21 protein-coding genes, 1 tRNA gene and 1 pseudogene are annotated in these 18,222 nt (G+C 68.6%); 12 read left to right on the forward strand and 11 right to left on the reverse strand.

Annotation, left to right across the window (positions count from 1 at the left end; all coding sequences use genetic code 11):
- Positions 1-8: 8 nt before the first annotated feature.
- The 3 genes from ACP96_RS16535 to ACP96_RS19405 all read left to right on the forward strand — a co-directional run bounded on the left by ACP96_RS16535 (position 9) and on the right by ACP96_RS19405 (position 3,404).
- On the forward strand, positions 9-665 hold the full coding sequence (locus tag ACP96_RS16535) for an HAD family hydrolase (protein WP_050026040.1): 657 nt from the start codon (positions 9-11) through the stop codon (positions 663-665).
- A 90-nt stretch (positions 666-755) separates the two neighbouring features.
- Positions 756-3,128: an ATP-dependent DNA helicase gene (locus ACP96_RS16540; protein WP_050034144.1), complete on the forward strand. Its 2,373-nt coding sequence runs from the start codon at positions 756-758 to the stop codon at positions 3,126-3,128.
- Between the two features lie 123 nt (positions 3,129-3,251).
- Positions 3,252-3,404 carry a hypothetical protein gene (locus tag ACP96_RS19405; RefSeq protein WP_200895713.1) on the forward strand — a complete coding sequence of 51 codons (153 nt, stop codon included), beginning with the start codon at positions 3,252-3,254 and terminating at the stop codon, positions 3,402-3,404.
- A gap of 123 nt (positions 3,405-3,527) precedes the next feature.
- On the opposite strand, the gene ACP96_RS16545 is transcribed toward ACP96_RS19405, so the two are convergent.
- The 3 genes from ACP96_RS16545 to ACP96_RS16555 form a co-directional block, all read right to left on the reverse strand.
- Positions 3,528-4,139 carry a translation initiation factor IF-2 subunit beta gene (locus ACP96_RS16545; protein WP_050034145.1) on the reverse strand — a complete coding sequence of 204 codons (612 nt, stop codon included), beginning with the start codon at positions 4,137-4,139 and terminating at the stop codon, positions 3,528-3,530.
- A 141-nt stretch (positions 4,140-4,280) separates the two neighbouring features.
- A tRNA-Met gene (locus ACP96_RS16550) sits at positions 4,281-4,355 on the reverse strand.
- Positions 4,356-4,471: 116 nt separating this feature from the next.
- On the reverse strand, positions 4,472-4,708 hold the full coding sequence (locus tag ACP96_RS16555; protein ID WP_050034146.1) for a hypothetical protein: 237 nt from the start codon (positions 4,706-4,708) through the stop codon (positions 4,472-4,474).
- A gap of 128 nt (positions 4,709-4,836) precedes the next feature.
- Between ACP96_RS16555 and ACP96_RS16560 the strand changes: the two genes are divergently transcribed.
- Entirely contained in the window at positions 4,837-6,453 is a 1,617-nt protein-coding gene (locus tag ACP96_RS16560) for a long-chain-fatty-acid--CoA ligase (protein ID WP_050034147.1), read from the forward strand.
- A gap of 33 nt (positions 6,454-6,486) precedes the next feature.
- On the opposite strand, the gene ftsY is transcribed toward ACP96_RS16560, so the two are convergent.
- From ftsY to ACP96_RS16595, 8 genes and pseudogenes are all read right to left on the reverse strand, one after another.
- Positions 6,487-7,620 (reverse strand): signal recognition particle-docking protein FtsY, encoded by a 1,134-nt coding sequence (gene ftsY, locus ACP96_RS16565; RefSeq protein ID WP_050034148.1) that lies wholly within the window; start codon positions 7,618-7,620, stop codon positions 6,487-6,489.
- A gap of 9 nt (positions 7,621-7,629) precedes the next feature.
- Positions 7,630-8,085: a prefoldin subunit alpha gene (gene pfdA / locus ACP96_RS16570; protein ID WP_050026052.1), complete on the reverse strand. Its 456-nt coding sequence runs from the start codon at positions 8,083-8,085 to the stop codon at positions 7,630-7,632.
- On the reverse strand, positions 8,085-8,261 hold the full coding sequence (rpl18a, locus tag ACP96_RS16575; RefSeq protein WP_050026054.1) for a 50S ribosomal protein L18Ae: 177 nt from the start codon (positions 8,259-8,261) through the stop codon (positions 8,085-8,087). Before rpl18a ends, pfdA begins: the two co-directional genes overlap by 1 nt.
- A gap of 140 nt (positions 8,262-8,401) precedes the next feature.
- Positions 8,402-8,599: pseudogene (locus ACP96_RS18310) on the reverse strand (ATP-binding cassette domain-containing protein); the annotation flags it as partial.
- A 125-nt stretch (positions 8,600-8,724) separates the two neighbouring features.
- Positions 8,725-9,390: a translation initiation factor IF-6 gene (locus ACP96_RS16580; protein ID WP_050026056.1), complete on the reverse strand. Its 666-nt coding sequence runs from the start codon at positions 9,388-9,390 to the stop codon at positions 8,725-8,727.
- Position 9,391: 1 nt separating this feature from the next.
- Positions 9,392-9,670 carry a 50S ribosomal protein L31e gene (locus tag ACP96_RS16585; RefSeq protein ID WP_050026057.1) on the reverse strand — a complete coding sequence of 93 codons (279 nt, stop codon included), beginning with the start codon at positions 9,668-9,670 and terminating at the stop codon, positions 9,392-9,394.
- Complete coding sequence (locus ACP96_RS16590; RefSeq protein ID WP_004050128.1) at positions 9,671-9,823, reverse strand: 50S ribosomal protein L39e; 153 nt, start codon at positions 9,821-9,823, stop codon at positions 9,671-9,673.
- A 96-nt stretch (positions 9,824-9,919) separates the two neighbouring features.
- Positions 9,920-11,038: a M20 family metallopeptidase gene (locus tag ACP96_RS16595; protein ID WP_050034149.1), complete on the reverse strand. Its 1,119-nt coding sequence runs from the start codon at positions 11,036-11,038 to the stop codon at positions 9,920-9,922.
- Positions 11,039-11,469: 431 nt separating this feature from the next.
- On the opposite strand from ACP96_RS16595, the gene msrA reads away from it, so the two are divergent.
- From msrA to coaBC, 8 genes are all read left to right on the forward strand, one after another.
- Complete coding sequence (gene msrA / locus ACP96_RS16600; RefSeq protein WP_050026246.1) at positions 11,470-12,006, forward strand: peptide-methionine (S)-S-oxide reductase MsrA; 537 nt, start codon at positions 11,470-11,472, stop codon at positions 12,004-12,006.
- A 507-nt stretch (positions 12,007-12,513) separates the two neighbouring features.
- A complete protein-coding gene (gene ribH / locus ACP96_RS16605; RefSeq protein WP_050034150.1) occupies positions 12,514-12,918 on the forward strand; it encodes a 6,7-dimethyl-8-ribityllumazine synthase in 405 nt (134 codons plus the stop codon).
- A gap of 31 nt (positions 12,919-12,949) precedes the next feature.
- Positions 12,950-14,104, forward strand: coding sequence for a pyridoxal phosphate-dependent aminotransferase (locus tag ACP96_RS16610; protein ID WP_050026243.1), 1,155 nt, complete (start codon positions 12,950-12,952; stop codon positions 14,102-14,104).
- A 52-nt stretch (positions 14,105-14,156) separates the two neighbouring features.
- A complete protein-coding gene (locus tag ACP96_RS16615) occupies positions 14,157-14,606 on the forward strand; it encodes a DUF5788 family protein (RefSeq protein ID WP_050026240.1) in 450 nt (149 codons plus the stop codon).
- 82 nt (positions 14,607-14,688) lie between these two features.
- Positions 14,689-15,024 carry an Asp-tRNA(Asn)/Glu-tRNA(Gln) amidotransferase subunit GatC gene (gene gatC / locus ACP96_RS16620; RefSeq protein ID WP_050026238.1) on the forward strand — a complete coding sequence of 112 codons (336 nt, stop codon included), beginning with the start codon at positions 14,689-14,691 and terminating at the stop codon, positions 15,022-15,024.
- On the forward strand, positions 15,025-16,329 hold the full coding sequence (gene gatA / locus ACP96_RS16625) for an Asp-tRNA(Asn)/Glu-tRNA(Gln) amidotransferase subunit GatA (RefSeq protein WP_050034151.1): 1,305 nt from the start codon (positions 15,025-15,027) through the stop codon (positions 16,327-16,329).
- Positions 16,326-16,832 (forward strand): DUF5797 family protein, encoded by a 507-nt coding sequence (locus tag ACP96_RS16630; protein WP_050026236.1) that lies wholly within the window; start codon positions 16,326-16,328, stop codon positions 16,830-16,832. The genes gatA and ACP96_RS16630 overlap by 4 nt, the downstream gene beginning before the upstream one ends.
- A gap of 104 nt (positions 16,833-16,936) precedes the next feature.
- Complete coding sequence (coaBC, locus tag ACP96_RS16635; protein ID WP_050034152.1) at positions 16,937-18,106, forward strand: bifunctional phosphopantothenoylcysteine decarboxylase/phosphopantothenate--cysteine ligase CoaBC; 1,170 nt, start codon at positions 16,937-16,939, stop codon at positions 18,104-18,106.
- Positions 18,107-18,222: the final 116 nt, after the last annotated feature.

The following is an 18,222-nucleotide window of genomic DNA, read 5'->3' on the forward strand; positions in this document are numbered from 1 at the left end:
TACTCCCTATGACGTACGATACCGTCGTGTTCGACAACGACGGTGTCCTCGTGGGCCGCACGCGGTTCGACGTGCTCCGGGATGCAACCCGGGACGCGTTCGAAGAGTGCGGCGTCGAGGAGCCCGATCCGGACGACGTAGAGCGCATGACCATCGGTGCGACCCCCGGCAGCGTGGGGACCGTCTGCCAGACGTACGACCTCGATCCGGGGTCGTTCTGGCGGACCCGCGACGACGTGGTCTCGAAGGCCCAACAGCAGGAGGCGCGCGAGGGGCGCAAGACCCCGTACGACGACCTCAACGAGCTACAGAGCCTCGAGGTGGAGATGGGGATCGTCTCCTCGAACCAGCAGGCCACCGTGGACTTCCTCGTCGATCACTTCGACGGCTTCGAGCGGTTCGGCGCGGCCTACGGCCGAGAGCCCACGATCCACTCGCTCCAGCTCCGCAAGCCGAACCCCCACTACATCGAGCAGGCGCTCGGCGACCTCGACGCCGGCAACGCCTTGTTCGTCGGCGACAACGAGTCCGACGTGCGCGCCGCCGAGAACGCGGGCATCGACTCCGCGTTCATCCGACGGCCCCACCGGCGCGACTGGGAACTGAACGTCTGGCCGACCTGGGAGATCGATCGGCTCTCCGACCTCCACGACATCGTCGGGTAGGTCACGGTCGGTGGCGGGCTCGAATCAGAAGGGTCCCCGCCCACCCCGCTCTCTCAAGGTTTAACTCCGATCGGGAGCTACGCCGCCACAGTGACAGACGCCCCGCCGTGGACCGACATCTTCGGCCACGCAGAGCCGTACCCCGAGCAGGCCGACGGGATCGACGCCGCGATCGACGCCGCCGAGGACGGCGGCTTCCTCGCCTTGGAGGGCGCGTGCGGGACCGGCAAGACGATGCTCGCGCTCACCGCCGGGCTCGACCGCGTGCGCGACCCCGACTCCGAGTTCGAGCGCGTGTTCGTCCTCACGAGCGTCAAACAGCAGCTACGCCAGTTCGAGACCGATCTGGAGACGATCAACGAGGATCTCCCTGAGGGGTACGATCCGGTCTCCGGACTCACCCTCGTCGGCAAGGCCGACGTGTGTCCGTACGCCCGCGAGAACCGTGGCGGGATCGACCGCGAGAACGTGTACGAGCGCTGCGAGGGGCTCCGCGAGCGCACCCGCAACCTCGTCGGCGACGGCGGCGCGACCACGACCTCGAACCTCGTGAGCGAGGCGCAGAGCCAGCAGGTCGGGCTGATGGACTCGGGGGCGCAGGGCGGCTCGACCGGCGGCGGAAGCGGCGGCTCCGGCGCCGCCGACTACCTCACCGTCGACGGCGAGCCCACTCCCTACCGACCGGACACCGAGGAGTTCGAGGGGACCGAGTTCTGCCCGTTCTACGCTGGGTTCCTCGACGACCTTCCCGAGGACGGCGACCCCGCTGAGGCGGTCCCGTTTGACGTGACCGAGCTCGGCCACGTCGGGCCGACGGAGCTGGTCCGGCTCGCCGCCGGCCACGGCACCTGCCCGCACTCGATCATGGGCGCGCTTGTCCCCGAGGTCGAAGTCGTCATCGGTAACTACTACCACGCGTTCGACCCGGTGACGACGGGCACGTTCACCGGCGCGCTGCTGGACGACTCGACGTTCGTCGTCTGCGACGAGGCGCACATGCTCGAACCGCGCGTACGCGACCTCGTGAGCGACCGGGTCGCCGACGCCAGCCTCCGCGACGCCGAGAACGAGCTCACGCGCGTCGTCCAGCCGCTCTCCTTCGAGACCGCGGGTGCGGAGTCGGACGACGCCGAACTCGTCCGCGGCGAACTTGAGGATGCCGACGTGACCGTCGAGGAGATCGAGTCCGTCCGGGAGTTCTACGCCGACCTCCGGGGCGAGCTCGACCGGCGGGTGACCGAACGGCTGGACCGCGAGCGTCCGGACTGGCGGGCGTCGATGCGCGACCTCGACGACGACGAGGTCGCCCTCCGCGACCCGGAGGAGCCGGCCGAAGACGAGATCACGGCGTGGGCGAAGCGAGAGGGGTACGGCGACCGCGTCTGGGCGCGCGCGGAGCAGGTCGGTGCGGTCGTCAAGCGGGTGCTCGACTCGCTGGAAGAGGAGGACAAGAAGCGCGCTGCCCCGGGCGTCGGCCGCACCCTCAACGCGTGGTACCGCGAGGACCACGAGGAGTTCTTCCGCGCCATCGACCTGGAGCGGACGTGGGACGAGACTGCGCCGCCCGACTCGTGGCGGCGCGCGTACAACGCGAGCCTCGCGCTGTACAACTGCCTGCCGAGCGAGCCGATCGGCGATCGGCTCGCGGAGTTCGGCGGCGGCGTCCTCATGAGCGCGACGCTGGAGCCGATGGACGTGTTCCGCGAGGTGACCGGCCTCGATCACCTCGAAGCGCGGGGACGACCGGTCGTGGAGCGGACGTACGGCCTCTCCTTCCCCGCGGAGAACCGCGAGAGCTTGGCGGTCGACGCGCCCAAATTCACGTACCAGAACCGCGGGGCGCCGGGAGAGGAGAACGACACGCGCCTCGCGCACCTCGACGCGACCGCGGCGGTGGCGGGCCGCGAGGGGAACGTGCTCGTGGGCACACCGAGCTACGCGGAGGCGACGTGGATGGCCGAGTCGCTCTCGGAGCGGCTGGACAAGCCGGTGTTGCTCGACGAGTCGTCCGGCGATCGCGCCACGGAATCGCTGAAAGACGAGTTCTTCTCCGGGAAGGGGAAGGTGCTCGTGACGAGTCTCCGGGGGACGCTCACCGAAGGCGTCGACTACCGCGGCGACCGCCTGTCGGCCGCCGTGGTCTGTGGCGTCCCGATCATCAACACGGCACGACCGCGGACGCGAGCGGTGATCACGGCGTACGACCGTCGGTTCGAGTCGGGGTTCGAGACCGCGCTCACCGTGCCCGCGGTCCGGAAGGCCCGGCAGGCCGTCGGCCGCGTCATCCGTGGCCCGGACGAGCGCGGCGTCCGCGTCCTGCTCGACGCCCGGTACGCCCGCGAGTCGTGGAACAGCGTCCGCGAGTACCTCCCGGTGCACGAGCGCGAGGAGTACCAGCCGGTGAGCCCGGATATGCTCGGGCTCGCGCTGGACCGGTTCGAACGGCGGACCCGCGGCGACTGAGGCGCGGGGTGAAGAAACGGCTGGACGACACTGAGCAGAAGTCGGGGTTACCACCCGCTTAACGTTTCGTTTTACGTAGGTATGTGGCTCGTAACTAACCCTCGGTGACGCCCGTACGGTCTCATGCAGCAACCGACACCGAAAGAGCGGTACCACGTCGTCTGCAGAGAGTGTCAGCTCGAACGGCTGTTCAGCGTCGTCGACGACGCGAACAGCCTCGAACGCGAACACGTCGCAGAGACCGGTCATCGGGTCGCAGTCGGCCGAGTTCGCTAGCTCGCGTCGTTCGGACGAGAGCCGTACCGCCGCGGCCCGGGTGCGGAACGAATCGGAGAAGTCGTCGGGGTGCGGAGCGGAACGGCGCGACGACGGGAAAACGGGGGCGCCCTCGCCGGATAGTCAGTTCTCGCGGCGGGCGAACGCGAGGTTGCCGGAGACGTTCTTGATGTAGGCCGTGACGGTCTCGCCTTCCTGTGCGCCGGGGACGAAGACCGTGTACTCGCCGCGTTCGGCGACGCCGTCGCCCTTGCGGCCGGTGCCGACGATTTCGAGCTCGTACGTGTTACCCGACTCGATCGCCTCCTCCTGCCGCTGGGTGTTCGAGGTGTTCTGCTTTGCGACGGGTCGGAAGGCCCCGCAGGCCTCACAGCGGAGCATGGGCGTGCGGTTCTCGGTCTCGAGCCGAGTGTCCGGCAGACCGCACTCCGAGCAGGTGACGAACGACTCGATGTACGAGTCGATCGCCGCCTGAAAGTCGCGCTCGCGGAAGTTCCCGCTGTAGCGGGCCCGTCCGTCCTCGTACTGGCCGGCGGTACCGAGCTCCTGCTGGATCTTCGAGTGGACGTGTTCGGGGTCGCGGCTCAACGCGTCGGCGATCGCAGAGAGGTTCGTCAGCCGGGTGAACGCGCCGTCCTTCTGCGCCTCCGGGTCCGGGACCGACAGCCGCTCGTCGGAGCCGCCGAGGTCCGGAACCTCCTCCATCGCGCGGTCGAGGCTCGATTCGTAGTCCATACCTGTGCGGACGGCGGCGCGACGGAAATCGCTTCCGGGTTCGGGATCGAAGGGTGACGACGCGACTTTGAGGCGAGAAACAGAGCTGAACGAAAAGGGAGAAAAGAACGCGAAACTCTGCGTGTCGCGTTCGTCCAGAAGTAGCGGGAAGTAGATTTGAACTACCGATCTCCGGGTTATGAGCCCGGCGGAATCTCCTGGCTATCCCATCCCGCTATCGTATCAAAATCGCGTGCGACTGTTAAGGGTTCTGATCCCATCGCCCGTGTGCGATTCGTCCACGAAGCGTTTAAGTACTGATCGGGGCGTTCTCTCCCGGCTGCCGTCGGTCGTCAGGCGGCCTCGTCGTCGGAGCCATCGGCGCTCGCCGCCGCGTGCCGTTGGCTGAGCCGGAGCGCGGCGAGCGATCCGACCGCGAACCCGATCGGGAGCAGGGCCTCGGTGGGCTCGCCGGAGAACGCACGCGGAGCGGTCAACCCCGCCATCACGGCGAATAGCAGCGCCATCAGCCCGGCGATCGGGACCACGTAGCCGTCGGTGACCGGGGTGCGGTCGGATCCGTCGCTCATGCGGGTACGTCAGGGAGGCCGGATTAAAAACCCGAGGCGGACGCGGTCGAGCCGGACATGTTCGCTCGACCGCGTCCGCCTTGCACCGGCCGCAAACGCTTTTATGCATCATAGATAGTGATAAACCGATGCGAAAACCCCTACTGACGACGGACTTCTTGGACCGAGCGCGGCGCCACTACGCCGACGAGGAGGCCGTCCTCGCCACGGACGGGACGCGGTACACCTACGCCGAGCTGGGCGAGCGCGCGGATCGGTTCTCCGCCGCCCTTCAAGAGCGCGGGATCGAGAAGGGCGACCGCGTCGCGGTGTTGGACCCGAACACGCACTATCACCTCGAGGCGGCCTACGGCGCGATGCAGGTCGGCGCGATCCACACGCCGCTGAACTACCGGCTCACGCCCGACGACTTCTCGTACATGCTCTCCGACGCCGGCGTCGACGCCGTCTACGCCGACGCCGAGTACGCCGCGAATATCGAGGCGGTCCGCGACGAGGTGCCGACCGAGACGTTCCTCACGAATGACGCCGACGCGGTCGCGGGCGACTGGGAGTCGTTCGACGAGGCTCTCGCCGACGCGGACCCCGACGCCTACGAGCGCCCGGAGATGGACGAGGACGACGTGATCACGATCAACTACACCTCCGGGACCACGGGCGACCCCAAGGGCGTCTGTCGCACCCACCGCGCCGAGACGCTGCACGCCTACCTCATCACCATCCACCAAGAGATCACCGACGACGACGTGTACCTCTGGACGCTGCCGATGTTCCACGTCAACGGCTGGGGACACATCTACGCGATCACGGGGATGGGCGCCCGCCACGTCTGTACCCGCGGGGTCGACGTCGCCGAGACGTTCGACCGGATCCGCACCGAGGACGTGTCGTACTTCTGTGCGGCGCCGACCGTCCTCAACATGCTCGGCGACCACCACGCCGAGCACGGCGGCGCGACGACCGGCGACAACGACGTGCGGGTCGCCACCGCGGGCGCGGCGCCGCCGGAGACGACGATTCGCACCGTCGAGGAGGAGTTCGGCTGGGAGCTCAAACACGTGTACGGCGCGACCGAGACCGGGCCGCTCGTGACGACCTCGGACGCGAAGCGCCACTACGACGCCGACTCCGACGACCGGTTCGCGGTCAAGAAGACGCAGGGGATCGGCTACCTCGGGACCGACGTGCGCGTCGTCGACGAGAACGGCGAGGACGTGGCCGCCGACGGCGAGACGATCGGCGAGATCGTCGTCCGCGGCAACCAGGTGATGGACCGCTACTGGAACAAGCCTGAGGCCACCGAAGCGGCGTTCTCGGAGCGGCTGGAGGGATACTACCACATGGGCGACCTAGCCGTGGTCGACGAGGACGGCTTTGTCTCGATCCAGGACCGCAAAAAGGACATTATCATCTCCGGCGGCGAGAACATCTCCTCGATCGAGTTGGAGGACACCCTCTTCGAGCACGAGGTCGTCTCCGACGTCGCCGTCATCCCCGCGCCCGACGAGCGGTGGGGCGAGACGCCGAAGGCGTTCGTCGTCCCCGAGAGCGGCGACCCCGACGATCCGGGCGCGACGCCCGAGGAACTCACGGCGTTCGTTCGCGAGCGCGTCGCCGACTACAAGACGCCCGGCGAGGTGGAGTTCGTCGCCGACCTCCCGACGACCGCGACCGGGAAGATCCAGAAGTACGAGCTGCGGGAGCGCGAGTGGGACGAGGAGGACCGGATGGTCGGGGAGGGGTAGCTAACGAACAAAACGGCGGAGGAGCCGCCCGCCTCAGTCCTCGCCGAGCAGACTCTCGACGAGTTCCTCGGGCTCGAACAGGGTGAGGTCGTCGTACCCCTGTCCCGTCCCGAGGAAGAGGATCGGCTTCCCGGTGACGTACGCGACGGAGATGGCGGCGCCGCCGGAGGAGTCAGCGTCGGCCTTCGTCAGGATGGCGCCGTCGATCTCAGCGGCGTCGTTGAACTCCTTCGCGCGGTTCACCGCGTCCTGGCCCGCGACCGCCTCGTCGACGAACAGGGTCATGTCCGGGTCGACGACGCGGTCGATCTTCTCCAGTTGCGCCATCAGGTCGTCGCTCGTGTGGAGCCGGCCCGCGGTGTCGCCGAGGACCACGTCGATGTCGTTCGCCTCGGCGTATTCGACGCCGTCGTAGATGACGGCGGCGGGGTCGCCGCCCTGGTCGTGGGAGATGAGCTCTCGGTCAAGCCGGTCGGCGTGCTCCTGAATCTGCTCGTTGGCGCCCGCCCGGTAGGTGTCGCCGTTCGCCATCACCGACGAGTAGCCGCGGTCGGCGAGCCACTCGGAGAGCTTCGCGATGCTCGTCGTCTTCCCGACCCCGTTGACGCCGGTGAAGACGATGGTGACGGGTTTGTCCGCCTCCGCGATCCGCTCTTCGAAGTCAAACTGCCCGACGGCGATCACGTCGAGGAGGGCGTCGTGAAGCGCCGACTCGACCAGTTCGCCGGTCGTCTCGACCTGCTTGCGGGACTCGCCGAGCATCTTCTCGCGGACGGTCTCGAGGATGCGCTCGGCGACGCTCATCTCCACGTCGCTCTCGAGCAGGGCCATCTCGAGGTCCCACAGTGGCTGCTCGAGGTCCTCCTCCTCGATGATGATCCGGCCGGTCGCGAACGCCTTCGCGCGCTGGAAGGTGCTGGGCTCGTTGTCGTCGTCTGCGTCGTCCGAGCCGCCGGAAGCGGCCGTCTCGGCAGCGTCAGCGTCGCTTTCTGCGACGTGATCGGCCTCGGGGGACTCCGCGGCGGCGCTCTCGTCAGCCACGGGCTCGTCTCCCTCCGGCTCGTCCGACTCCGCGGGCTCCTCGACCTCGGCGTTCTCCTCGACCTCGGCGTTCTCCTCGACGTCCTCCCGGAACCCGGAGAGCTTGTCTTTCAGTCCGTCGAACACGGTCGGACCTTACTCCTCGCCGCCTTCGCCCTGCTGCATCTGCTGCATCTGCTGCTGCTGCATCTGCTGTTGCATCTGCTGGGCCTGCTGTTCGAGCTCGTCACTCTCGGTCTCAAGCTCGTCGACCTCCTCCTGCGTCTCCTCGATGCGCTCGTCGAGCGCGTCGCGCTTGCGACCGAGCACGTCGATGGCGTCTTCTTCGCTCTGCTCCGCGGAGTAGTTGCCGCCGAGCGAGACGATGATCTCGTCGATGTCCTGAACCTCGGCGCGCACGTAGGCGCCGCCGCCGAGCGGGACCTGCACCGTCGAGCCCGAATCGAGGGTCTCGATCGCCTCGATCGCGTCGTCGATATCGGACTGCTCCTCCTGATAGTCGGCGATCTCGGCTTCGAGCGCCTCGATCTCCTCGTCGAGCGCCTGCAGCTCCTGCGAGAGCTGCTGGAGCTGCTGTTGTCCGCCGCCCATCATGCCGCGGACACCTCCTCGATGTCAATCTGGGTGCGCTTCCGGTTGTGCTGGCTCCCGACCGTGGTGTAGATTCGCTCGCGGGCGAGGTCCTCGTTCTCCGCCTCGACGTCCTTGGTGAACGGCTGGAAGCCGTCTCGGCTCTGGAACCGTCCACTCACCGTGTAGGTACTCATGTTCACCGATCCGGCAGGGACAGGGAAGTATCTTCCTAAAAATCGAGACGCGGCCGAACATCAGAAAAAGCAACGAAGAAGCGTTGAAACGCCCTTCGAGACGTAATTTGTTGTCGTCAGACGCGCGATCACCCGGCGAGGTCGGTCGCGTCGTGACCGAGTCGGATGGCCCCGCCGCCTGTCGGCGACAGGAATCCGAGAAGGGTACGGGTCGCGGTCGTCTTCCCGGCGCCGTTCGGCCGGAGAAAGCCGAACACTTCGCCGTCCTCGACGGTGAACGACGCGTCCTCGCTACCGCGAACGTCGCCGTAGTACTTCGTCAGAGACCGACGTTCGATTGCGGGCGTACCGTCGGCAACTCGGCGTCGAGTTTTAAAAAGGGGGAGCAGGATCGCCGGACCGGGCGCGGTCCCGTCAGGCGAGAGTCGAGCGAGGACCGGGGGGCGAAACGCGCGCGTCGGCCTCAGTCGATGAAGCCGAGCGTCTCCTCGATCCGACCCAGCTCCGGGCCGGTAGTGTCCTCGCCGACGACGTACCCCTCGTCGGTGGCGACGAGCCCGGAGCCGACGAGCGGCGCGCCGTAGTTGATCGTTCCGAGGTCGGCTCGCACGTCGAGCGCCTCCTCGACGGCCTGGAGCTCCGACTCGGTCGACTGGGGGTGGCAGAGGACGCCCGTGTCGTTGGCGACCGCGGCGGTGCCGACCGTTCGCACGTCGCCGAGGTCGCCGCGGACCACGGGGACGTCCAGCGTGTCTTTGATCGTCACGATCGACTCGCGCGGGAGGTCCGGGTGGACGTAGGCGCCGTAGTCGTTCGCGAGGACGACGTTCCCGGCCGCGTTGATCTCGCCGGGGAGCTCGCTGACCTCGCGGTCGGCGGCCTCGGCGATCCGCGACTGCTCCCGCTCGGTGGCCCGCGCGGAGACGAGAACCCCGTTCTCGTTCCCTGTCGCGAGTGAGCCGACGGTGTTGGCGCCGCCGACCGTCGTGAGGAGGGGCTCGGCGCCCAGTTCCTCGCCGAGCGCGTCGGCGAGCTCCTCGTCGACGTCCGGCCGGACCAACAGGAGGTCGTCGATCGCGCGGGCGAACACGCCCACGTACGACGAGCCGGTGAAGGTCGCCCGTAACACGTTACTCGGCGTGCTCGGCTTCGACGACCGGCTCGTCGTCTTCGACGAACCGGGCCGCGCGGACGCGGACCTTGCTCGGCGGGTTCTGTCGCCCGTTCGCCCAGACAGCCTCGTTGACCGAGGTGTCGATGACGACTTCCTCCTCGTCGACGGAGAAGTGCTGCGCGAGGTGTTCGCGGACGATCTTCATCGCGAAGTCGGCGCGTTCCTGGACCGGCTTGTCGTTGGCGTCGCGGAGCGGGACGGTGACGACGCGCTCCTCGAAATCACTCGTCGACATTTACTCGTCCAGGTCGTTCCGGCGCCAGTTGCGCCGCTTGGGGTTTCGCGTGACGTTCATGTCGGTCTTCATCATGACCCACGCGGGGACGCGGGTGTTCTGGCGTTCCGCCTTCGCCAGACGCTTCTTTTGGGCCTTCGACTTGTCTCCCATAGTGGCGCACACTTCCCCCGGGTCGCATAAAACCCCTTCCATACGGGGTCGCTCGGCAGCGTCGAATTCCGCGAGACGCACCGTGTCTCGGCGGGGTCAGAGCGCCCGTTCGGCGAGGTTTCGGTAGATCCGGCAACATCGATCGAGGACCTCGATCCCGACGCTCTCGGTCTCGGTGTGCGCCTCGCCGGGCTCGGAGGGCCCGCAGACGAGGGGCTCGGTACCGGCCTCGGCGAGCCAACCGGCGTCGGTCGCGTGGGGCTTGACGACGTGTTCGGGCGCGTCGAGCCCCAGCTCGTCGTGGACCTCGCGGGCCGCCGCGAGCGCGGCGTCGGCGAATGCGTCATCGCCGCAGGCCATCGGCGGGAGGTCCTGATCCACCTCCCACGCGACGCCGTCGACCGCCTCCGCGGCGCGACCGATATCGGCGCGGTCGCCCGGGACGGTGCGCTCGTCGATCGTCACCTCGCAGCGCTCCGGGATCACGTTCCACGTCTCGCCGCCGTGGACCATCGTCACCGCGAGCGACCCGGTCACGGATTCGCTGAAGACGGTCGCCTCCGGGGCGTCGAGCCCCCGAATCACGTCGATGGCGTCGCTCGCGCGGTAGACCGCGTTCTCGCCGGCCTCGGGCTCAGAGGCGTGCGCCGCGGTCCCGCTCGCGACGAGCGTGGAGGCACGCCGGCCCTTGTGCGCGACGACCACGTCGGTGACGCCCGGTTTCGAGTAGGCCGTCGATCCCTCGGCGACGACCGCGCGGCCGGGGGCGAACCCCTCCGCGATCGCGTGGCGCGCTCCCGTCCCGCCGACCTCCTCGCCGACGAACGAGGCGAACGCGAGTTCGCGGTCGGCCGGCGGCTCCGCGTCCCGGAACGCGAGCATGCAGGCCGCCACCGCGCCCTTCATGTCGGCCGCGCCGCGGCCGTATATCCGGCCGTCGCGGCGCTCGACGACGTAGTCGCCCGCGTTCCCCTCTCCGGTCGTCTGGCGGTCGGCCGGGGGAACCACGTCGTGGTGGCCCACGAGCGCGAGCGTGTCGGCGTCGTAGTCGTTCGTCTCGCCTTTATAAGCGATCACGTTTCCCACCGCGTCGCGCTCGATCCGCGCGTCGGTCTCCGCGCGGAGCCACTCCTCGATCGCGTCGCCGGCGGCGGTCTCGTCCTCGTGCGACGGGATCGCGACCAGCGTTTCGGTCAGGTCCGCGAGTTCGTTCATACGGTCGGGTCGGTGTTTGGCGGCTTAAAAACTGAGTGTGCAGATGTCATTTATACGCCGGTTGCGATGGCGCGCGCCTCCGAGCGCCGAGCGGGCGCGAGGAGCGCCGCGCGAGGGAGTCGGTCGCCCGGAGCAGCGCGGAGGGCGACCGACGAGGCTGGGGAGGTATGAGGTGCGGTGCTGTGCGGGGCAGGGTGGGACTCAAAGGGGCAGCCGATGAGGCGGGCGCAGGCGACGTAAGCACTGGAAGGAGCGAGCGTAGCGAGCGACTGAAGCGCACAGCGAGCGTGCGCCCGCCTCATCGGCTGGGGCTTTGGAGGTGTTCACCGTCGATCCGTAGTCATCGATTTATAAACGGGACCCCGCTCAGTGAATCACATCTTCCTCATAAGCGCGCGTGATTAATACGTCTCCGAGCCCTTACCCCAACCATGTCTAATCAGCTCGAAACCGCGACGCTCGGCGGCGGGTGCTTCTGGTGTACCGAGGCGGCGCTCGAACTGCTCGACGGCGTCGAGTCGGTCACGTCCGGCTACGCCGGAGGCCACGCCGACGACCCCACGTACAGACAGGTCTGCTCCGGCAACACCGGCCACGCCGAAGTCGTGCAGGTGGAGTTCGATCCCGACGTGATCGCCTACGACAAGGTGCTGGAGGCGTTCTTCGAGGTCCACGATCCGACCCAGCTCAACCGACAGGGCCCGGACGTGGGGACCCAGTACCGCTCGATCGTACTCACCCACGACGACGAGCAGCAGGAGGTTGCCGAGGCGTATATCGAGGCGCTCGACGAGGAGTACGACGACGACGTGGTGACCGAGATCGAGCCGCTGGAGACGTTCTACCGCGCCGAGGAGAAGCATCAGGACTACTTCGCAAAGAACCCCGACGACGCCTACTGCACCTTCCACGCCAAACCGAAGATGGAGAAGGTCCGCGAGAAGTTCGAGGCGAAAGTCGCGAAGTAGGGCGTTTGCGATATCGGAAAACGCGTGTTTGAACGCTTGAACGATTGTTTATAAGCGATCATCGATAGGAGTACGCCGGTAGAAATCTCCAAAGTCCCAGCCGCTCGGTGATACGTGATCGACGGCTCTGCGGTGAACACCTCCAAAGCCCCAGCCGTGGGGAGCGCGCACGCTCGCTGCGCTCCTCGTCACTCGCTTCGCTCGTTCCTGCGGTGCTTACGTCGCCTCCGCGCTCCCCACGGCTGCCCCTTTGAGTCCCACCCGACCGCACCGCCCCGCACCTCACGCCTCCCCAGCCTCGTCGGTCGCCCTCCGCGCTGCTCCGGGCGACCGACTCCCTCGCGCGGCGCTCCTCGCGCCCTTATCAGGGCGCTCGGAGGCGCGCGCCACCGCGATCGGCCATTTATAAACACTCATCACCCGATCCCTCTCCACTCCCGATCGCGTTCGCCCGGCAACCTCGCGGTCGAACGGTAGACCTTTGCCGCCCCCGGTGTGAGCGGGCGTATGGTCTCGCTGGGACTGGTGGTGGCGCGGTTCAACGACTCCGTCACGGAGCCGATGGCCGAGGCCGCCCGCGAGGCGGCCGCCGACCGCGACGCCGTCATCGTCGACGAACTGAGCGTGCCGGGTGCCTACGACAGCCCGCTGGCCGCCGACCGGCTCGCGCGCCGCGACGACGTCGACGCCGTCGCGGTGGTCGGCGCCATCGTCACCGGCGACACCGACCACGACCACGTGATCGCGAGCGCGACCGCCGACAAGCTCACGCAGGTGAGCCTCGACCGCGACACCCCCGTCACGTTCGGCGTGAGCGGGCCGGGGATGTCCGGCGCGGAGGCGCGCGAGCGCATCGACAAGGGCGCGGACGCCGCCGAGGCCGCGATCGACCTCGCGGAGGAACTCGAATGACCGGCGGAGACGACACACGGAGGACACCACAATGAGCGACGCATACGACTTCTCAGAGCGGATCGGACGCGTAGCACCCAGCGCCACGCTGGCGATATCGAACCTCGCAGCCGAAAAGGAGGCCGAGGGCGCCGACATCGTCGACCTGTCGGTCGGCGAGCCCGACTTCGACACCCCGGAGAACATCGTCGAGGCCGGCAAGGACGCCCTCGACGCGGGTCACACGGGCTACACCTCCTCGAACGGGATTCCCCAACTCAAGGAGGCCATCGCCGAGAAGCTCCGCGGCACCGGTATCGACGCCGACGCCGACGAGGTGATCGTCACCCCCGGCGGCAAGCAGGCGCTGTACGAGACATTCCAGACGCTGATCGACGACGGCGACGAGGTCGTCCTCCTCGATCCGGCGTGGGTCTCCTACGAGGCGATGGCGAAGCTCGCCGGCGCCGACCTCTCGCGGGTCGATCTGGCCCCGCACGGGTTCCAGCTGGAGCCCGCCCTCGATCAGCTCGCGGAGACGGTCTCGGACGACACCGAGCTGCTCGTCGTCAACTCCCCGTCGAACCCCACGGGCGCCGTGTTCTCGGAGGCCGCCTTGGAGGGCGTCCGCGACCTCGCCGTCGAACACGACGTCGCCGTGATCTCCGACGAGATCTACGAGCAGATCACCTACGACGCCGACCATCTCTCGCTCGCGAGCCTCGACGGGATGGCCGACCGGACGGTCACGATCAACGGCTTCTCGAAGGCGTACTCGATGACCGGCTGGCGGCTCGGCTACCTCCACGCGACCGAGGAGTTCGTCGGGCAGGCCGGCAAGCTCCACTCGCACTCCGTCTCCTGCGCTGTGAACTTCGTCCAGCGCGCGGGCGTCGAGGCCCTCGAGAACACCGACGAGTCGGTCACGGAGATGCGCGACGCGTTCCGCGACCGTCGCGACCTCCTCGTCGACCTGTTCGACGAGCACGGCGTCGACGTCGACGTGGGCGACGGCGCGTTCTACATGATGATCCCGGTAGATGAGGACGATCAGGCGTGGTGCGAGGCCGCCATCGAGGAGGCCTCCGTCGCCTGCGTCCCCGGCAGCGCGTTCAACGCGCCGGGGTACGCCCGTATCTCGTACGCCGCGAGCGAGGAGCGCCTCCGCGAGGCGGTCGACCGACTCGTCTCGAACGACCTGCTGTAGCGCTCGAACCGCCACCGCAGCACATTTTCTCGGCGGCCACGAAGCCAACTCCATGGACGAGTCCGAGCGGGAGGCAATACTCGATCAGGTCACCAGTCAGAGCGCGACGGTCGGCGCCTCGGTCCCGGACACGGTAACTATTGATGGAACCGAGGTCGACCTCTCCGAGTTCATCGTGGAGACGCGAGCGATCGAGACGGTCCCGGCCGAGATCGACCGAAAGGTCTCGTCGGTGAAGACGACGCTCCGCGCGGAGCGCGAGCGACGGATGGCTCGTCTGAGAGGCGAGAACGGTGACACTGAGACCACCGATACCGACGCGATCGACCTCCCGCTCGATCGCGAGACCGCCGAGACGCTCGCCGACGAGATCGTCGGGATCGACCGGGCGCTGAACGCCTTAGAGACGATCCGTCATCCCGACTTCGCCGACGAACACGATTCAGCGACGCTCGACGGCCACGAGCGCTGGCTCTCCTTCGTCGACGCCGTGCGGGACTGACCCAAACCGACACGGCCGACCGTCACGGCCGAGCGATGCGACGTTCCGAAACCCTTACTCCCGGAGCGGAACACCTCAGCGTATGAGCGATACGTCCGACTCGACGGATGACGCGGGGGAGGCGCCCGACGGGGGCGACGACGCCGCGGCCGCCGTCGACGCCGAGGAAGTCCGGCACGTCGCGGATCTGGCTCGCGTCCGGCTTGACGACGACGAGGTCGCGGCGTTCGCCGACCAGTTCGGCGACATCCTCGACTACTTCGAGGCGCTCGACGAGGTGCCCGAGACCGAGCGAGAAGAGGAGCTCGTCAACGTGATGCGCCCCGACGAGGTCGAGGCGGGGCTTTCACAGGAGGAGGCGCTGTCGAACGCCGAGGAGACGGAAGACGGCTTCTTCGTGGGGCCGAAGGTGTCGTAGATGGCGGCCGACCACAACGCCTTCATCACGGAGGAAACGATCGAGGGCGATGCGGACGCTGAGGGACCCCTCGCGGACGCGACCGTCGCGGTCAAGGACAACATCTCCACGGAGGGGATCCGGACCACCTGCGGCTCGGAGATGCTCGCCGACTACGTCCCGCCGTACTCCGCGACGGTGGTCGACCGCCTCACGGAGGCGGGCGCGACGATCGTCGGGAAGACGAACATGGACGAGTTCGGGATGGGGACGACCACGGAGACCTCCGCGTTCGGCCCGACCAAGAACCCGGTCGACCCGGAGCGCGTCCCGGGCGGCTCCTCGGGCGGGTCAGCGGCCGCGGTCGCCGCGGGCGAGGCCGACGTGGCGCTCGGCTCGGACACGGGCGGGTCGGTGCGCTGTCCGGCCGCGTTCTGCGGCGTCGTCGGCATCAAGCCAACCTACGGGCTCGTCTCGCGCTACGGCCTCGTCGCCTACGCGAACTCGCTCGAACAGATCGGGCCGATCGCGGGCACCGTCGAGGAGGCCGCGGCCGCGCTCGACGCCATCGCGGGCCCGGACCCGCACGACGGAACCACTCGGGACCTGAGCGAGGTCGAGGGCGCGGACCCCGACGCGAGCTACGCGGCGGCCGCAGACGGCGACGTGGACGGACTCACCGTCGGCGTCCCCACGGAGCTGTTCGAGGGCGCCGACGAGCGCGTCGTCGAGACGGTCGAGGCCGCGATCGCGGATCTGGAGGCGCAAGGAGCCGAGACCACCGAAATATCGCTCCCATCCGTCGAGCACGCGGTGCAGGCGTACTACGTCATCGCGATGGCCGAAGCCTCCTCGAACCTCGCGCGCTTCGACGGCGTGCGGTACGGGAGCCGCGCCGAGTCGGACGGCAACTGGAACGAGTCGTTCGCGGAGACGCGCGAGGAGGGGTTCGGCGCGGAGGTCAAACGCCGGATCCTGCTGGGCACGTACGCGCTCTCGGCGGGCTACCATGACAAGTACTACAAGAAGGCGCAGGACGCCCGGGCGTGGGTCCGGCGGGACTTCGAGGACGCGTTCGCGGACGTGGACGTGATCGCGTCGCCGACGATGCCGGTGCTCCCCTTCGAGCTCGGCGAGAGCCTCGACGACCCGCTCCGGATGTACCTCGCGGACGCGAACACGACGCCGGTGAACCTCGCGAACCTCCCCGCGATCTCGGTTCCCGCGGGCGAGGCCGACGGGCTCCCCGTCGGCCTCCAGCTCGTCGGGCCGAAGTTCGACGAGGAGACGGTGATCCGCGCCGCGAGCGCGGTCGAGGACAGATGAGCCTGACCGACGAGGAGCGGAGCCGGCTCGCCGACATCGTCCGGCTCCAGCCGACGAAGAACGGCGAGCTGCAGGACGCGTGGGGGCTCGACGGCGGCAGCGAGGTCCACCAGTACCTCGAGAACCACCTGAAGGAGTACTACTACCGCGACGACGATAGCCTGATCCGGTCGACCGCCGAGGCGAACGACCTCGTCGACGTCGAGCCCGGGATCGAGGCCGACGCCGTCGCCAAGGGCGGCGCGCCGGAGACGATCCGCGTCCCCGAGCTGGAGGCGCGGGTGTTCGAGGTCGTGGCGGCCCCCGACGAGCGCTCGCAGTCGGTCGTGGCCGTGCTCAACGCGGTCCGCGAGGCGTTCGACCTCGACCCCGACGTGGACGAGGTGCGGCGCGCGCTCCGGAGCCTGGAACGCAAGAACGTCGTCGAGGTCGTCTACCGGACCGTGCCGACGTTCAAGCTGGCCGTCGAGCGCGACGAGATCACCGTCGAGATCGCGGAGTAGCTCGCCGCCGAAGCCGCCGGCCCTCCCGCCGGCGCGGCGACCGCGGAGGAACGCCGTTCCGCAACGACACCTTATAAGCCGTCGGGGCCGGAACCCTCTCGGTAATGCTACAGGGGGTCAACGTCGCGCTCGGCGTCTCGGGGAGCATCGCGGCGGTGAAGGTCGTCGAACTCGCCCACGAGTTGCGCCGCCGCGGCGCGAGCGTGCGCGCCGTCATGTCCCCGGCGGCGACGAACATCGTCCACCCGTGGGCGGTCGACTTCGCGACCGACGAGCCCGTCGTCACCGAGATCACCGGGAGCGTCGAACACGTCGAGCTGTGCGGCCGGGACGGGTGGGCCGACGTGCTCCTGCTCGCGCCCGCGACTGCGAACACCGCCGGGAAGGTCGCGGCCGCGATCGACGACACCCCGGTCACGACCTGTGCGACGACCGCGCTCGGCGCGGACGTGCCGGTGGTGATGGCGCCGGCGATGCACGAGCCGATGTACGACCACCCGGGCGTGCTGGAGGCGCTCGACCGCCTGGAGTCGTGGGGCGTCCGCTTCGCCGACCCGCGGATCGAGGAGGGGAAAGCGAAGATCGCTACTGAGGACGACATCGTCACGGAGGTCGCCCGCGCGACGACGTCCCAGACGCTCTCCGGAGCGCACGTCGTCGTCACCGCGGGCGCGACGAAAGAGCGGATCGACCCGATCCGGATCCTGACGAACCGGGCGTCGGGGAAGACCGGGCGGGCGGTCGCCCGGGCGCTGTACGTCCGGGGCGCGACCGTGACGCTGGTGCAGGACGGCCCCGAGGTCCCCTACGCCGACGTGGTCGCGGTCGAGACTGCGGAAGAGATGATGGAGGCGTGTCGCCGGACCGCGGCCACCGCGGACGCGCTGGTCTCCGCGGCGGCGATCTCCGATTTCACCGCCGACGCGGTCAACGAGAAGATCCGCTCCGGATCGCCGCTGTCGGTCGATCTGGAGCCGACGCCGAAGCTGATCGACTCGGTGCGAGAGGCGTACCCGGACCTCCCGATCGTCGGGTTCAAGGCCGAGACCTCCGGCGACGACGACGCGATGGTCGCAGAGGCCGAGCGGATCCGCGACCGAGTCGGGCTCGCGTTCGTCGTCGCCAACGACGCGAGCGTGATGGGCGACGACGAGACCCGCGTCCTCCTCGTCGGCGAGGAGGGGACCGAGCCGGAGGAGGCGGCCGGCTCGAAGGACGCCGTCGCGGGCCGGATCGCCGACCGGCTGGCCGCGGATCTCGGGCGATCGGCGTAAGGACGAACCGATCGGGCCGACCGCGCGTTCGCCCCTCGCTACCCCGAAACCGTCGCGGATACAAACTGTTTTGAGGCGGTAGAAGAAGGATCGGGACAGAGATACACATGTGCATA

This window comes from Halorubrum halophilum (genome assembly GCF_000739595.1).
GTDB lineage: Archaea > Halobacteriota > Halobacteria > Halobacteriales > Haloferacaceae > Halorubrum > Halorubrum halophilum.

Excerpts from the sequence above, each read along its gene's own strand:
- ACP96_RS16535 (WP_050026040.1), top strand. The coding sequence starts at position 9 with ATGACGTACGATACCGTCGTGTTCGACAACGACGGTGTCCTCGTGGGC.
- ACP96_RS19405 (WP_200895713.1), top strand. The coding sequence starts at position 3,252 with ATGCAGCAACCGACACCGAAAGAGCGGTACCACGTCGTCTGCAGAGAG.
- ACP96_RS16545 (WP_050034145.1), bottom strand. The coding sequence starts at position 4,139 with ATGGACTACGAATCGAGCCTCGACCGCGCGATGGAGGAGGTTCCGGAC.
- ACP96_RS16555 (WP_050034146.1), bottom strand. The coding sequence starts at position 4,708 with ATGAGCGACGGATCCGACCGCACCCCGGTCACCGACGGCTACGTGGTC.
- ACP96_RS16560 (WP_050034147.1), top strand. The coding sequence starts at position 4,837 with ATGCGAAAACCCCTACTGACGACGGACTTCTTGGACCGAGCGCGGCGC.
- pfdA (WP_050026052.1), bottom strand. The coding sequence starts at position 8,085 with ATGGGCGGCGGACAACAGCAGCTCCAGCAGCTCTCGCAGGAGCTGCAG.
- rpl18a (WP_050026054.1), bottom strand. The coding sequence starts at position 8,261 with ATGAGTACCTACACGGTGAGTGGACGGTTCCAGAGCCGAGACGGCTTC.
- ACP96_RS16585 (WP_050026057.1), bottom strand. The coding sequence starts at position 9,670 with ATGTCGACGAGTGATTTCGAGGAGCGCGTCGTCACCGTCCCGCTCCGC.
- ACP96_RS16590 (WP_004050128.1), bottom strand. The coding sequence starts at position 9,823 with ATGGGAGACAAGTCGAAGGCCCAAAAGAAGCGTCTGGCGAAGGCGGAA.
- ACP96_RS16595 (WP_050034149.1), bottom strand. The coding sequence starts at position 11,038 with ATGAACGAACTCGCGGACCTGACCGAAACGCTGGTCGCGATCCCGTCG.
- msrA (WP_050026246.1), top strand. The coding sequence starts at position 11,470 with ATGTCTAATCAGCTCGAAACCGCGACGCTCGGCGGCGGGTGCTTCTGG.
- ribH (WP_050034150.1), top strand. The coding sequence starts at position 12,514 with ATGGTCTCGCTGGGACTGGTGGTGGCGCGGTTCAACGACTCCGTCACG.
- ACP96_RS16610 (WP_050026243.1), top strand. The coding sequence starts at position 12,950 with ATGAGCGACGCATACGACTTCTCAGAGCGGATCGGACGCGTAGCACCC.
- ACP96_RS16615 (WP_050026240.1), top strand. The coding sequence starts at position 14,157 with ATGGACGAGTCCGAGCGGGAGGCAATACTCGATCAGGTCACCAGTCAG.
- gatC (WP_050026238.1), top strand. The coding sequence starts at position 14,689 with ATGAGCGATACGTCCGACTCGACGGATGACGCGGGGGAGGCGCCCGAC.
- gatA (WP_050034151.1), top strand. The coding sequence starts at position 15,025 with ATGGCGGCCGACCACAACGCCTTCATCACGGAGGAAACGATCGAGGGC.
- ACP96_RS16630 (WP_050026236.1), top strand. The coding sequence starts at position 16,326 with ATGAGCCTGACCGACGAGGAGCGGAGCCGGCTCGCCGACATCGTCCGG.
- coaBC (WP_050034152.1), top strand. The coding sequence starts at position 16,937 with ATGCTACAGGGGGTCAACGTCGCGCTCGGCGTCTCGGGGAGCATCGCG.